At 65.1% G+C, this 13,236-nt stretch carries 12 protein-coding genes; 4 read left to right on the top strand and 8 right to left on the bottom strand.

Annotated elements, in window-relative coordinates; translation table 11 throughout:
* Positions 1–52: 52 nt before the first annotated feature.
* Positions 53–445 (top strand): gel scht, encoded by a 393-nt coding sequence (locus ABDW57_RS02020; RefSeq protein WP_343728539.1) that lies wholly within the window; start codon positions 53–55, stop codon positions 443–445.
* Between the two features lie 34 nt (positions 446–479).
* Positions 480–878: a gel scht gene (locus ABDW57_RS02025; protein ID WP_343728540.1), complete on the top strand. Its 399-nt coding sequence runs from the start codon at positions 480–482 to the stop codon at positions 876–878.
* Positions 879–884: 6 nt separating this feature from the next.
* Here ABDW57_RS02025 and ABDW57_RS02030 read toward each other — a convergent pair whose 3' ends face one another.
* The 8 genes from ABDW57_RS02030 to hutC form a co-directional block, all read right to left on the bottom strand.
* A complete protein-coding gene (locus ABDW57_RS02030; RefSeq protein ID WP_343728541.1) occupies positions 885–1,613 on the bottom strand; it encodes a transporter substrate-binding domain-containing protein in 729 nt (242 codons plus the stop codon).
* A 93-nt stretch (positions 1,614–1,706) separates the two neighbouring features.
* On the bottom strand, positions 1,707–3,431 hold the full coding sequence (locus ABDW57_RS02035; protein ID WP_343728542.1) for a glycosyltransferase family 39 protein: 1,725 nt from the start codon (positions 3,429–3,431) through the stop codon (positions 1,707–1,709).
* A gap of 101 nt (positions 3,432–3,532) precedes the next feature.
* Positions 3,533–3,802 (bottom strand): type B 50S ribosomal protein L31, encoded by a 270-nt coding sequence (locus ABDW57_RS02040; RefSeq protein WP_343728543.1) that lies wholly within the window; start codon positions 3,800–3,802, stop codon positions 3,533–3,535.
* Positions 3,803–3,968: 166 nt separating this feature from the next.
* Complete coding sequence (gene rho / locus ABDW57_RS02045; protein WP_155466069.1) at positions 3,969–5,231, bottom strand: transcription termination factor Rho; 1,263 nt, start codon at positions 5,229–5,231, stop codon at positions 3,969–3,971.
* A 121-nt stretch (positions 5,232–5,352) separates the two neighbouring features.
* Complete coding sequence (gene trxA / locus ABDW57_RS02050; protein ID WP_090182984.1) at positions 5,353–5,679, bottom strand: thioredoxin TrxA; 327 nt, start codon at positions 5,677–5,679, stop codon at positions 5,353–5,355.
* 211 nt (positions 5,680–5,890) lie between these two features.
* Complete coding sequence (locus ABDW57_RS02055) at positions 5,891–6,280, bottom strand: response regulator (protein ID WP_343728544.1); 390 nt, start codon at positions 6,278–6,280, stop codon at positions 5,891–5,893.
* Between the two features lies 1 nt (position 6,281).
* Positions 6,282–10,175, bottom strand: a complete 3,894-nt coding sequence (locus tag ABDW57_RS02060) for a PAS domain S-box protein (RefSeq protein ID WP_343728545.1) — start codon at positions 10,173–10,175, stop codon at positions 6,282–6,284.
* Between the two features lie 267 nt (positions 10,176–10,442).
* On the bottom strand, positions 10,443–11,165 hold the full coding sequence (gene hutC, locus ABDW57_RS02065) for a histidine utilization repressor (RefSeq protein WP_343728546.1): 723 nt from the start codon (positions 11,163–11,165) through the stop codon (positions 10,443–10,445).
* Between the two features lie 128 nt (positions 11,166–11,293).
* Between hutC and ada the strand changes: the two genes are divergently transcribed.
* Both ada and ABDW57_RS02075 read left to right on the top strand, forming a co-directional pair.
* Positions 11,294–12,355, top strand: coding sequence for a bifunctional DNA-binding transcriptional regulator/O6-methylguanine-DNA methyltransferase Ada (ada, locus tag ABDW57_RS02070; protein ID WP_343728547.1), 1,062 nt, complete (start codon positions 11,294–11,296; stop codon positions 12,353–12,355).
* Positions 12,356–12,491: 136 nt separating this feature from the next.
* The gene (locus ABDW57_RS02075; RefSeq protein WP_343729101.1) at positions 12,492–13,229 is read left to right on the top strand and encodes a 2OG-Fe(II) oxygenase; all 738 of its coding nucleotides are present in this window, start codon (positions 12,492–12,494) and stop codon (positions 13,227–13,229) included.
* The last annotated feature ends 7 nt before the right edge of the window (positions 13,230–13,236 follow it).

The following is a 13,236-nucleotide window of genomic DNA, read 5'->3' on the forward strand; positions in this document are numbered from 1 at the left end:
CTAGAGATTACAGCGGTGGCTCCCGAACCTTACAACTTAATGGAGCACACCAATGAAAACGATCCTTGCTGGCATCGCGGCCTCGCTCGCCCTGTCGTCCCTGATGACTGTCGCCCACGCTGAAGACGTGAGCGTGAAGGTCACCTCGAAGTCGCCGCAGCGCTATCACCTGCTGGAAGAAGATTTCTACAACTTCAAGAGCGTCTACGCCCTGCAGAACGGCCAGCGCATCAGCTTCACCTCGCGCATGAACCACTTCTATACCCAGCTGGACGATGGCCAGCGGGTGCGGATTTATCCGGTCTCGCGCACCGCCTTCGTGACCGACAGCGGCGCCCGCATTGAGTTCCGCGAGCAGGGCGAGACCGTGGGCATCGCCAACTTCGAAAAACTGGTGCCGGACAGCCAGCTGGCCGCCAACACCAGCATGACGGCCCGCCGCTAAGCCGGCGCGACACTTTGGATATGGGAGATGCATCATGAAAACCACTCTGTTGAGCGTCGCCGTCGCTGCCGCCTTGTCGATCACTGCCCTGGCGCACGCCGCGCCGCCGGATAACGAGAGCGTGAAGATCAGCGCGCCGGCCGCAGCCGACTTCAGATTCAAGCCGCAGGATTTCTCGGACTATCTGTATTCGTATGCCCTGAGCAATGGCGACCGGCTGAAGTTCAGCCAGAAGGTTGCGCACTACTATGCCGAGGTCAACGGCCATAAAAAAGTGGAAATCTTCCCGGTCGCGCCGGGGGAATTTGTCACTCAGGCCGGCACCCGCATCAGCTTCCAGGACAGCGGCTATGAGCTGACCATCGATAACTACGAGCGTCTGCCGATGACGGCCCAGCTGCCGGCCAACACCACGGTGGTGGCGTCCCGTTGAGCGCGCCTACTTGGCCGGCTGGTCGTATTTGCGGTCGATGCGCTGCAGGCTGCCGTCGCGCCGCATCTCGGCCAGGGCGGCGTTGAGCTTGTCGATCAGCTCGTCCGGCACGGACGGATTGCAGGCCAGGTAGACTTTCACCCGGTGGAACACCATCAGCGGCACCAGCTTGTCTCCCCATTCGGGCGGCGCCGGGAAGGCGGCGCCGTTGCGCACCGCCACTGCCCACAGGTCGATGCGGTTGAGCAGCAGCTTTTGCGGGTTGACCAGGTCATTGGTGGCGGCGTCCACATTGAAGCCGCGGCTGCGCAGGTAGTCGTCGCGGGCATCGCCGATCGAGGTGCCGATGCGCAGCTTGCGCGCGTCGTCCACGGTATTGAGCGGGAAACGGTGGTCGGCGCGGCCCCAGAACTGCCATTCGGCCTCGTCGGTCGGTCCCACCCATTTGAACCAGCTTTCGCGCTCCGGCGTGCGCGAGGTGGAGTAGACGCAGGTGCGCTCCCTGGTCTGCGCCATCATCAGGGCGCGCTTCCACGGCAGCATTTCGATCTTGTATTCGGTGCCGGTGCGCGCCATCAGTTCGCGGATTTTATCGGTGGCGCGGCCGGTGATGACGCCGTCGGCGCCGACCATGCTGGCCGGCGGCAGGTTCTCCGTGGTGAGGTGCAGCGGCGCGGCGGTGGCCGCGCAGACACAGGTCGCCAGCAGAAATAATGTCGGGATGATAAGTCGCATGGGCTGGCCGCTTTTTATCGGAAAGCATAGCAGCAATGCGATCCGGGCGGCAACACGGCTGTGTATCAGCCGCCCGGGCGAGGGGACGCCGGCTCAGTCGGCGCGGCGGAACAGGCGGAAGCGCTCTTCGCGGTCGGCCGGGCGGCGGCCTTCCCACAGCAGCACCCATTGCTTGCCGCGGTGCTGCGGCGCGATCTCGCGGTCGTCGCGCAGCTTGATGCTATCTTGCAACAGCAGCAGGTCGCAGCGGCCGCCTTCCACGCCGGCAAACGGCAATTGCGCGTAGTAGGCAAACGAGGCGCGCTGGGCCGGGCCGACGTTGCTTTCGATACAACCGGCTTTGGGCGGCAGCTTGTCGGCAATCTGGCGCGCCACGCCGGCGTAGCTCTTGCTGTAGTTGACGTCCGGCAGGAACAGCGTCATCAGCAAAATCCAGATCAGGATCAGGCCGCCGGACGACAGCACCACCGCCCGCCACAGCACGGCCGGCTGGCGCGAGATGCGCCAGTACACCAGCACAAACCAGCCCAGGGTGGCCGCCAGCGCCACAAAGAAGGCGGCCCAGCCCAGTTCCGGGTGGAAGCCGGGCACCAGCTTGAGCGCGTTCTTGGCAGCCTGCGCCGGCCAGCCGGTCAGCTTGGCGATCCAGAATACCCAGATCACGGCCGCGCACAGGGTCAGCGCCATGACCGAGAACCAGTCGATGGCGTTGATGGCGCCGCGCTTGACGGTCAGCAGGCCGAAGGCAGCCATCACCGCCAGCGGCGGCAGCAGCACCAGCAGCTGGCCCTGTTCCGGTTGCGGGTGGCACAGGGTCAGCAGCACACCCATGCAGACGAAGGCCAGCGGCACCACGATGTGCAGCACGCCGCGCTGGCGGCGCCAGGCCCACACCGCCCAGGCGGCAAACGGCCAGGCCGGCCAGAAGAACCAGAGGCCGACGCGGAAGAAGAATTTGAGGGTGGGCCAGCTCGGCCAGCTCAGTTGCAGCCAGTTCCAGCCCATCCAGGCGTTCAGCGGCTGCTGGTGGTACGGTTCCAGCAGCTGGGCCGGGATCAGCCACAGCGCGGCGACGGCGCCGCCGACCGCGATCATGGCGCCCAGGTCGCGCACCGCGCGGATGGCGGGCTGGGCCAGGAAGCGGGTGCAGGCAAACAGGGCCAGCATCAGGAATACCGGGGTGATCCAGCCGCGTGTCAGGGTCAGCAGGCCGATCGCCAGGCCGCTGAGGGCGGCGTTGCGCAGCGACGGCTTTTCCACGTAGCGCACGGTGCGGTACAGCAGGAAGGCGGTCATCGCCACCTGCAGCGCTTCCGGCGTGGTTTCGTGGCTGTGCAGCAGCAGGCCCAGGCAGCCGAGGTAGATCAGGACGGCGGCGTCGGCCAGGGTGCGGCCGAAGTCGTCCGGCTCGGGCTGGCCGCCAAAGGCCAGGCGCAGCGGTTGCGCATCCTGGCGCCGGCCCAGATGGAAGGTGGCGTACCACAGCGACAGCACGCCCAGCAGGAAGACCGCCACCGTGCCGACGCGGGCGGCCAGCACGTCGCCCAGCAGCCAGCCGAACAGCTTGATGCCCAGCGCGCCCAGCCAGAACGCCAGCGGCCCTTCGTCCGGCCAGGACAGGCCGGCGATATTCGGCCACAGCCAGTCCTGCCAGTTGCCGTGCGCCATGGTCCACATGATGCCGAAGCTGGCGGCGTCGTCATTCTTCCACGGGTCGCGGCCGATCAGGCCAGGCAGGATGTACAGCAGGCCGAGGGCGAACAGCGCCCAGCGCGGCAAGGCCAGGGTAGCGGCGGCGGGAAGACGGACTGGCTTCATCGATCGTGTGTTTTTATGAGTAGAACCGGAGTATGCAGGAAAACGGCACAGCAAACAAAAAAAGCAGCCAGAGGCTGCTTTTTTTATCGAAGCGGCTGAAATTAGCCTGCAGCGACGGCGGTTTTCGAACCAACCGAACCGAACTTCTGGCGGAATTTCTCAACGCGGCCAGCGGTGTCGACGATTTTGTGTTTGCCGGTGTAGAACGGGTGCGACTCAGCCGAAACCTCGATCTTTACCAGTGGGTAGTCTTTACCTTCGTGGTTGATGGTTTCTTTGGTGGCGATGGTCGAACGGGTGATGAATTTGAAATCGCACGACAGGTCGTGGAAAACAACTTCGCGGTATTCTGGATGGCCTTCTGCTTTCATGGGAACCTCGGTTAGTTTGGTAGCCAAACAGCACTTCGTCGGTCTGTACCACTTCGTGACCCGATTGCCGCTCACTTGCCAGAGTTTAAAAATAATGCGATCGCGGATTATACGCCCGTAAACGCAAACAGGCAACCGCGGTTGCCTGTTTATCAAGGCTGACTAATCAGCCGCCGCGCCTCATCATGTCGAAGAACTCGGTGTTGTTCTTGGTGGCGCGCATCTTGTCGAGGATGAACTCCATCGCCTCGATCTCGTCCATCGAGTACAGCAGCTTGCGCAGGATCCAGATCTTCTGCAGCTGGTCCGGCTTGATCAGCAGTTCTTCGCGGCGGGTGCCCGACTTGTTCAGGTTGATGGCCGGGTAGACGCGTTTCTCGGCCAGGCGGCGCTCCAGGTGCACCTCCATGTTGCCGGTGCCCTTGAATTCCTCGTAGATCACGTCGTCCATGCGCGAGCCGGTTTCGATCAGCGCGGTGGCAACGATGGTCAGCGAGCCGCCTTCTTCGACGTTACGGGCGGCGCCGAAGAAGCGCTTCGGACGCTGCAGCGCGTTGGCGTCGACACCGCCGGTCAGCACCTTGCCCGACGCCGGGATCACGGTGTTGTAGGCGCGCGCCAGGCGGGTGATCGAGTCCAGCAGGATGACCACGTCTTTTTTCATTTCGACCAGGCGCTTGGCTTTTTCCAGCACCATCTCGGCCACCTGCACGTGGCGGGTGGCCGGCTCGTCGAAGGTCGAGGCCACGACTTCGCCGCGCACCGAGCGCTGCATCTCGGTCACCTCTTCCGGACGTTCGTCGATCAGCAGCACGATCAGGGTCACATCCGGGTGGTTGGCGGTGATCGCGTGGGCGATGTGCTGCAGCATGACCGACTTGCCGGATTTCGGCGACGCCACCAGCAGGCCGCGCTGGCCTTTGCCGATCGGCGAGATCAGGTCGATGATACGGCCGGTGATGTTTTCGGTGCCGTTGATGTCACGTTCCAGGCGCAGCGGCTCTTGCGGGTGCAGCGGCGTCAGGTTCTCAAACAATATGCGGTGCTTGGAGGCTTCCGGCGATTCGCCGTTGACCTTGTCGACCTTGACCAGCGCGAAGTAGCGCTCGCCATCTTTCGGGGTCCGCACTTCACCCTCGATCGAGTCGCCGGTGTGCAGGTTGAAGCGGCGGATCTGCGACGGCGAAATGTAGATATCGTCGGTGGAAGCCATGTAGCTGGCGTCCGGCGAACGCAGGAAGCCGAAACCGTCCGGCAGCACTTCCAGGGCGCCATCGCCGAAGATCTGCTCGCCCGATTTGGCGCGTTTTTTCAGGATTGCGAACATCAGTTCCTGCTTGCGCAGGCGTGCCGCATTGTCGATATCCAGCCCGATCGCCATCTCCAGCAAAGCAGAGACGTGTAAGGCCTTGAGTTCAGATAAATGCATATTGTTGAGTGTCCCGTGACGGGAAAGTAAAGGTAGGGGAGGGAACTACGTGGGTTGTCTCGTATTATTCAGCGGCGGCCGCGGGCGCGGCGCCGCTGGTACAACGTAGCGATATCTTATCTTAGATATTGCTGTCGATGAAAGAGGTCAGCTGGCCTTTTGCCATTGCGCCAACCTTTTGAGCGGCTGCAACGCCGTTCTTGAACAGGATCAGGGTCGGGATGCCGCGGATGCCGAACTTGGCTGGCACCGCCTGGTTCGAATCCACATCCATCTTGGCGATCTGGATCTTGCCTTCGTATTCTTTGGCCACTTCTTCCAGGATCGGGGCGATGCTCTTGCATGGGCCGCACCATTCGGCCCAGAAGTCCACCAGCACTGGGCGGTCGGATTTCAGCACGTCGGCGTCAAAGGAAGCATCGGTAATGTGTTTGATATTTTCGCTCATATTTTCCTCAATCGAGGTCGGTAAGTAATAACGCCTGGGGACTGGGCCTCAAACGCTGCCATGAGCAGCAGTTGGGTGCCATTTGCACGATTTCAATGTCTCAGAGGGGATGGCAACAAGGTCGGCAGGCGAGGGATGGCGTAAATAATAACCCATTTTTTGGAAATGTGCGGTTGTTTGTCGCAAGCCTTACTTTTTCTTGCAATATTGCCTAATTTTGCGGCTGGCAGCGGGTAGCCGCGCGCGCCAGCAGCTGGCCCAGGGTTTCCATGCTCATCGGCTTGGCGACGGCGTCGAGGATGGCCAGGCCCTGCGCCTCGGCCAGGCGGGCCGCGGTTTTCAGCACCGCGCCGTCGACGCCGGACAGCAGCACCAGGCAGCCCTGGTATTGCTGCGCCGCCGCAAGGCGCAGGAAGTCGATGCCGTCCATCACCGGCATCGACAGGTCGCAGATCACCAGCGCCGGCGGCCGCAGCCGCAGTTCGATCAGGGCGCGGCGGCCGTCGGTCTCGCGCACCACGGTGTGCTCGCCCAGGCTGGCGATCATATCGGCCAGCAGTTCCAGCATGAAGGCATCGTCATCCAGCAGCAGTATGCGCATGTCAGTTATCGTCGGCGAAGGTGGTATTGGTCATGATCTGTTCGGTGATGCGCTCCAGCAGCGGCCACAGTTTTTGCAGCAGCGCGCGCGCATGACGCTGATTATCGGCGTCGCTGTCGGTCACCGGCAACTGTTCCAGCTCCAGCAGCAGCTCGCCCATGCCGAGCGCCCCCACCGTGCGCGCCGGCGACTTCAGGCGGTGGCCCAGTTCACGCAGCGCGGCCAGGTCGCCGCGCTGCAGCGCCGCCTCCATCTGGTTCAGGCCATCCTGCGTATTCTGCAAAAACTTGAAGGCGAACTTGCGCACCTTGTGCGGATGGTAGCCCAGCAGCTTGGCCAGGATGGACAGGTCGATCACGGCCGGGTCGCCGCCCAGCGTGGTCTTGAAGGCGGGGCGCGCCGGTCGCGCGGGCAGGGCGTCGCGCGCCGCGCTGTCGTCGCGCTCGGGCAGCCAGTTGGCGATGGTCTGGTACATCAGCGCCGGCTGGATCGGCTTGGAGATGAAATCGTCCATGCCGGCCTCGATGCAGCGCACGCGGTCCTCGCTGGTGGCGGTGGCGGTCATGGCCAGCACCCGCATGTCGGCCAGGCGCGGGTCGGCGCGGATGCGGCGCGTGGCTTCCAGGCCGTCCATCAGCGGCATCTGCACGTCCATCAGCACGCAGTCGAAGGCGGTCTGGCGCAGCAGCTCCAGCGCCTCCATGCCGTTGGCGGCCAGGCAGACGGAGGAGCCCACGTCTTCCAGCATCTCCAGCGCGATCTGCTGGTTGAAGGTGTTGTCCTCCACCAGCAGGATGCGGGCGTTCTTCAGGGCCGACATGACGGCCGCGCTGCGCGAGGAGGCCAGCAGCTCGGCGGCGGCATCCTTGACGCGGTCGATCAGGGCCGGCACGGTGGCGCTGCTGATGCCCAGGCGTGCGGTGAACCAGAAGGTGCTGCCCTGGCCAGGGCGGCTGCGCACGCCCACTTCGCCACCCATCAATTGCGCCAGCTGTTTGCAGATGGCCAGACCAAGACCGGTGCCGCCGTATTCGCGCGTGGTGGAGGTGTCGGCCTGCTGGAATTGCTGGAACAGTTTGTCGATCTCGTCTTCCGACAGGCCGATGCCGCAGTCGCTCACTTCAAAGCGCAGCAGGCAGCTGGCGGCGTCGCCCACCACCTGGCGCACCCGCACTTCGATGCGGCCTTTTTCGCTGAACTTGATGGCGTTGTTGGCGTAGTTGATCAGCACCTGGCCGAGCCGCAGCGGATCGCCGCGCAGCACCTTGGGCAGGGTGGGATCGAGGTCGTACACCAGTTCCAGCTCGCGGCTGGCGGCCTTCGGCGCCACCACGGTGTTGAGCGTCTGGATCACGTGGTCGAGGGCGAAATCGACCTGCTCGATTTCCAGCTTGCCGGCTTCGATCTTGGAGATGTCGAGGATGTCGTCAATGATGCCCAGCAGGTGCTCGCCGGCGAAGCGGATCTTCTCCAGGTAGTCGCGCTGGCGCGGATCGAGTTCGGTCTTCAGCGCCAGGTAGGCCATGCCGATCACGCCATTCATCGGCGTGCGGATCTCGTGGCTCATATTGGCCAGGAACTGGCCCTTGGTCTGGCTGGCTTCCTCGGCCACCACGCGCGCCTGATCGAGTTCGCGCGTGCGCATCGCCACCCGTTCCTCCAGATGCTCGTTCAATTCGCGCAGTGCGTCCTCGCCGCGTTTGCGGTCGGTGATGTCGGTCAGGCTGGCCACCACCAGCTGCACGTTGCCGCTGTTGTCGGGGATCGGCTCCGCATTGACCGACAGCCAGCAGCGCGTGCCGTCCGGCTGCGTCAGCCCCATCACCACGTCGCGCACCGACATGCCGGTGACCAGCGCCAGTTGCACCGGATGACTGCTGCCGTCGTACGGCGTGCCGTCCTCGCGCACCCCGGCCCACAGGCCGCCCGGGTTCAGTTCCTCGGTCTGCGCCAGCATGCGCGCGGCGGCGGTGTTGCGTTCCAGGATATGGCCGTGGCCGTCGATCATCACCAGGCCGTTGGTGACGGCGTTGAAGATGGAGGCGATGCGCTGGCTGGACTCGTGCAGCGCGCTTTCGGCCTGGCGGCGCGCGGTGATGTCGGTCAGCATGGCCAGCATGCCGGCATAGTGGCCGGAATCGGCGTTGATCACCGTGGTCGAGAGCAGGCACCAGACGGTGCTGCCATCGCTGCGCGTGAAGCAGACGTCGCCCTGGCTGGCTTCACCGGACAGGCGGCGCTGCAGGTGCTGCTTGAGCAGCTCACGGCCGGTGTCGTCCATGAAGTCGGTCATGGCGCGGCCCATGATGAGTTCCACGTCGTAGTCCAGCATGCGCGCCAGCGTGGGATTGACGAAGGTGGTGCGGTCGTCGGCGTTGGTCATCCAGATGCCTTCGGCGGCGGTCTGCACGATCTGGCGATAGCGCTCGGAGCTGGCGTGCAGCGCTTCCTCGGCGCGCTGGCGCTGGGTCATGTCGCGCAGCGCCACGATCACCAGGTCTTGCCCGCTCAGCTCCACCGGCGACATGTGCACCATGGCCGGGAAGCTGCTGCCATCGGCGCGCATGGCGCACAGCACGCGGCCCGGCAGGTTGGGGCGCGAGAACAGTTCGCGCGCGCGGCCGTTGCTGCGCATGGCTTCCGGCGCCAGCTGTTCGATCGACAGGCCGGCCATGGCGTCCTGGTAGCCGAAGCTGCGCGCGCAGGCCGGGTTGGCGTGCAGGACGCGCCCGCTCTTGTCCGCGATCAGCAGTGCGCCGGGCGTGGCGTCCACCAGCGCCCACATGCGCGCTTCCTCGGCGGCGGTATGGGCGGCGTTGCCGATGCGCGCGCTTTCCAGTGCGGCGCCGGCGCGCTGCTCGGCGTCCTCCAACTGCGCGCGGGTGGCGCGCAGGGCGCTGCTTTGGACCCGCAGGCGCCAGGCGCCGGCCGCCGACACCACCAGCAACAGCAGGCCGGCGAGCCAGCCGCCGTAGCGCAGCAGCGGGTTGCCTTGCGGCGGCTGGTAGAGGAAGCCGTCGATATTGAAACTGGCCGGCAGCATGCCTTGCGCGGCGTAGTCGCGGGCGATGGCGCGCCAGCGTTCGGGGTTGCTGTAGCCCAGTTCGATCAGCGGCTGCTCCAGCAGCGGCGCGATGCGCTGGGCTTCAAACACCAGGTGTTCACGGCTGTGGCGCTCGGGGTAGCGGGCGCGTATCAGGTCGGCGATCTCGCCGGGATGCTGCATGGCGTAGACCCAGCCGCGCAGGGTGGCTTCGCGCAGCGCCTGGGCGCGCACCGGGTGTTCGCGCAACTCGCTCTCGGTGGTGTACAGCACGTCGCCGTAGAAATCCATGCCGTGGCTGCGCGGCGACACCAGCTCGTACGGCACGTTGAGGCGGTCCAGGACGTAGGGGGCCTCGGTCTGGTACACCGACATGGCGTCCACCTTGCCTTCGGCCAGGTCGTCAAAGTTGTAGCTGTGCGGGATCTGGACAACGCTCTCCATGCGCACGCCCTGCTGTTTCAGGAAGACGGTCAGCTCTTCGTTGTTGGGCGCGATCATCAGGCGGCTGCCTTCCCATGGGCGCGGCTTGCCGCTGGCGTCCAGCCGGCGCAGCAGGGTGGCGCCGGAGTGCTGAAAGATCGACGCCAGCACCACCACCGGCTGGCCCATGCCGCGCGCCAGCAGCAGCGTGGTGTTGCCGACGCCGTACTGCGCCTGGCCCTGCATCACGTTCTGCAGCGGGTCGTGGCCGGGGCGCGCTTCCAGCAGCGTGACTTCGAGGCCGGCGTCGCGGTAGTAGCCCTGGTCCTGGGCGGCGTAGTAGCCGGCGAACTGGAACTGGTGCTGCCATTTGAGCTGGATGGTGACTTTCTCGGCAGCGCCGGCCGGGAGCAGAAAAAGCGCGAGCACGCACGCTGTCAGCTTATGCGACAAACGTTGCCAGCTGGCCTGGCGCATGCGCGAACGGCTGAGAAACAAGTGCTTCCCTTTCGGTGATCTATCGGGGCTGGGTCTGGGAAACTATAGCATCGAAGACGAGGCCGTTGGCGGACACGTGGCAAGAAAACGATTGCTTCCTGAATGGCTGTAAAACAGCCGCCGATTTAACAATTGAGGGCTGTTTTCGTGACAATCGGTGAGAATGCGCGCCGCCGGGGTGGCTTGCGCGCTGCTAGCTTACTGGCTGAAGCTGCCGGCGAACTGGTAGCGGTGGCCGGGGTGCCACATGGTGGCCATGGAGGCGATCAGGCCGCCGGAGCGGGTCTGGCGCTTGAGCACCAGGCAGGCCTGTCTGGTGTCGATGGCCAGCATATCGGCAATGTCGCGCGGCGCGGCCAGCGCTTCGATGCTGTAGGTCGCGCCCTGCAGCGGCGCGGCCTGCATCAGGTATTCATTGGGGGTGATGTGGGCGAAGTCCTGCTCCATGTAGTCCGGCGCGCACAGCGGGTTGACCCAGCGGTCCTCGACCTGGATCGGCACGCCGTTTTCAAAGTGCACGATCACCGAATGGAACAGCAGGTGGCCGGCCGGCAGGTCGAACTGCTTGGCCATCAATTCGCTGGCCTTGACGCGCTCCAGCTGCTGCAGGCTGCTGCGGTGGGCGTGGCCGCGTGCACGTACTTCGTCGGCGATGGATTTAATCTCCAGCAGCGTGGCCTGGTATTTTTGCTGGGCCACATAGGTGCCGGAGCCCTGGCGGCGCGTCAGCACCTGTTCGGCGGTCAGTTCGCGCACGGCGCGGTTGACGGTCATGCGGGAGACGCCGAATTGCTTGACCAGCGCCTGCTCGGACGGGATCACGTCGCCTTCCTTCCACGTGCCGGCGGCGATTTCCGCCAGCAGGTAGTCTTTGATGCGCTGGAAAATAGGGGTGCTGTCCTGCGTAACTTGATCGTCCAAACAGTGTCTCCTGATAAGAGTAATCATTCTAGCATCGCCTGCTTGTACAATTCAAAAGCAAGAGGCGGAGTGCATGGCCGGTCGGTGCTGGCTACGATGGCCACATTCCACCAACGAGGGAGTCTGAGATGGGCAAGTATGGTAGCGATGAGAAGCGCTGGGCTGCGGTGCAGCAGCGCGACGCCAGCGCCGACGGGGCGTTCTGGTACTCGGTGCGCAGCACCGGGGTGTACTGCCGGCCGTCGTGCGGCGCGCGCCCGGCCTTGCGCAAGAATGTGGCGTTCCATGACAGCCGCGAGGCCGCCGAGCAAGCCGGCTTTCGCCCCTGCCTGCGCTGCAAGCCGGACCAGCCGCCGCTGGCCGAGCGCCAGGCCGCCATCGTGGCGCAGGCCTGCCGCCTGATCGATGAGGCGGAGGAGGCGATGGATCTGGACAGCCTGGCCGAGGCAGTGGGCGTGAGCCGCTTCCATTTCCACCGCATGTTCAAGGCGGTGACGGGGATTACGCCCAAGGCCTACGTCAACGCGGCGCGGGCGCGGCGGGTGCAGGCTGGCCTGGCGGCGCAGGCCACGGTGACGGATGCCATGTACGCCGCCGGCTTCAATTCCAGCGGGCGCTTTTATGCGCAGTCGGAGGCGGTGCTGGGCATGAAACCGTCGACTTTCCGCGCCGGCGGCGCCGGTGAGCAGATCCGCTTTGCGATTGCCGAGTGTTCGCTGGGACCGATCCTGGTGGCCAGCACGGAGCAGGGCATTTGCGCGATTCTGATCGATGATGATCCGGATTTTCTGGTGAAGGATTTACAGGACCGCTTTCCGCGTGCCGAGTTGATCGGCGCGGAGCCGGAGTATGAACAGGTGGTGTCGCGCGTGGTGGGCATGGTTGAGCAGCCCTCAGCGGGCCTGGATCTGCCGCTCGACGTGCGCGGCACGGCGTTCCAGCAGCGCGTGTGGCAGGTGCTGCGGGCGATACCGGCCGGGCGGCGGGTGACCTATGCGGAGCTGGCGGAACTGGCCGGCGTGCCGCGCGGCGCGCGGGCGGTGGCCAGCGCGTGTGCGGCCAATGCGATTGCGGTGGCGATACCGTGCCACCGGGTGGTGCGCAATGACGGATCGATCTCCGGCTACCGCTGGGGTGTGGACCGCAAGGCGGAACTATTGAACAGGGAGGCGGTCAATGAGCAACGGTGAGCTGGATTTCGGCGACGCGGCGGCGGAGCGCAAGCCGCGCAGCGTGCCGCCGGCCGCTTCCGCGCCTCGCAGCGAAGCGCAGCAGGCCGCGCCTGCCGCCGCCGGCGTGTCATCGCCCGCGCGCGCCGAGGCAGGCATGGCGGCGCGCAAGGCGGTTGGGGCGGCGGCGGGGATCGCCGTGCATGTGGCGGGACTGGACTGGCAGGCGATAGGCGATGAGCTGAACGCGCACGGCTACGCCATCCTGCCTGGCATGCTGACCGCCGAGGAATGCACCGCCATGGCCGCGCAGTACGGCCAATCGCAGCTGTTCCGCAGCCGCGTGGTGATGTCGCAGCACGGCTTCGGCAGCGGCGAGTATCAATACTTCCGCTACCCGCTGCCCTCCACCATCGCCGCCTTGCGCAACGCCCTGTATGGCCCGCTGGCCGTCATTGCCAACCGCTGGCATGAGCTGATGGACTTGCCGGACCGTTTCCCGGCCGAGCATGCCGATTTTCTGGCGCGCTGCCACGCTGCCGGCCAGCAGCGCCCGACGCCGCTGCTGCTGCAGTACAGCGCCGGCGATTACAACTGCCTGCACCAGGACCTGTACGGCGACCACGTCTTCCCGCTGCAAGCGGCTGTGCTGCTGTCGCAGCCGGGCAGGGACTTTGAAGGCGGGGAGTTTGTCCTGACCGAACAACGCCCGCGCATGCAATCGCGCGTGGAGGTCGTACCGCTGAAGCGCGGCGACATGGTAATCTTCGCTGTCAATCACCGTCCGGTGCAGGGCACGCGCGGCATCTACCGCGTCAACCTGCGGCACGGCGTGAGCCGGCTGCGCGCCGGATCGCGCCATACGCTGGGCATCATCTTCCACGACGCAAACTAACCAGGGA

Source organism: Duganella sp. (assembly GCF_039595735.1).
Taxonomy (GTDB): domain Bacteria; phylum Pseudomonadota; class Gammaproteobacteria; order Burkholderiales; family Burkholderiaceae_D; genus Rugamonas.

What these genes read in the sequence shown, in the direction of transcription:
- ABDW57_RS02020 (WP_343728539.1), top strand. Translation starts at nt 53, where the DNA reads ATGAAAACGATCCTTGCTGGCATCGCGGCCTCGCTCGCCCTGTCGTCC.
- ABDW57_RS02025 (WP_343728540.1), top strand. Translation starts at nt 480, where the DNA reads ATGAAAACCACTCTGTTGAGCGTCGCCGTCGCTGCCGCCTTGTCGATC.
- ABDW57_RS02030 (WP_343728541.1), bottom strand. Translation starts at nt 1,613, where the DNA reads ATGCGACTTATCATCCCGACATTATTTCTGCTGGCGACCTGTGTCTGC.
- ABDW57_RS02035 (WP_343728542.1), bottom strand. Translation starts at nt 3,431, where the DNA reads ATGAAGCCAGTCCGTCTTCCCGCCGCCGCTACCCTGGCCTTGCCGCGC.
- ABDW57_RS02040 (WP_343728543.1), bottom strand. Translation starts at nt 3,802, where the DNA reads ATGAAAGCAGAAGGCCATCCAGAATACCGCGAAGTTGTTTTCCACGAC.
- rho (WP_155466069.1), bottom strand. Translation starts at nt 5,231, where the DNA reads ATGCATTTATCTGAACTCAAGGCCTTACACGTCTCTGCTTTGCTGGAG.
- trxA (WP_090182984.1), bottom strand. Translation starts at nt 5,679, where the DNA reads ATGAGCGAAAATATCAAACACATTACCGATGCTTCCTTTGACGCCGAC.
- ABDW57_RS02055 (WP_343728544.1), bottom strand. Translation starts at nt 6,280, where the DNA reads ATGCGCATACTGCTGCTGGATGACGATGCCTTCATGCTGGAACTGCTG.
- ada (WP_343728547.1), top strand. Translation starts at nt 11,294, where the DNA reads ATGGGCAAGTATGGTAGCGATGAGAAGCGCTGGGCTGCGGTGCAGCAG.
- ABDW57_RS02075 (WP_343729101.1), top strand. Translation starts at nt 12,492, where the DNA reads ATGGCGGCGCGCAAGGCGGTTGGGGCGGCGGCGGGGATCGCCGTGCAT.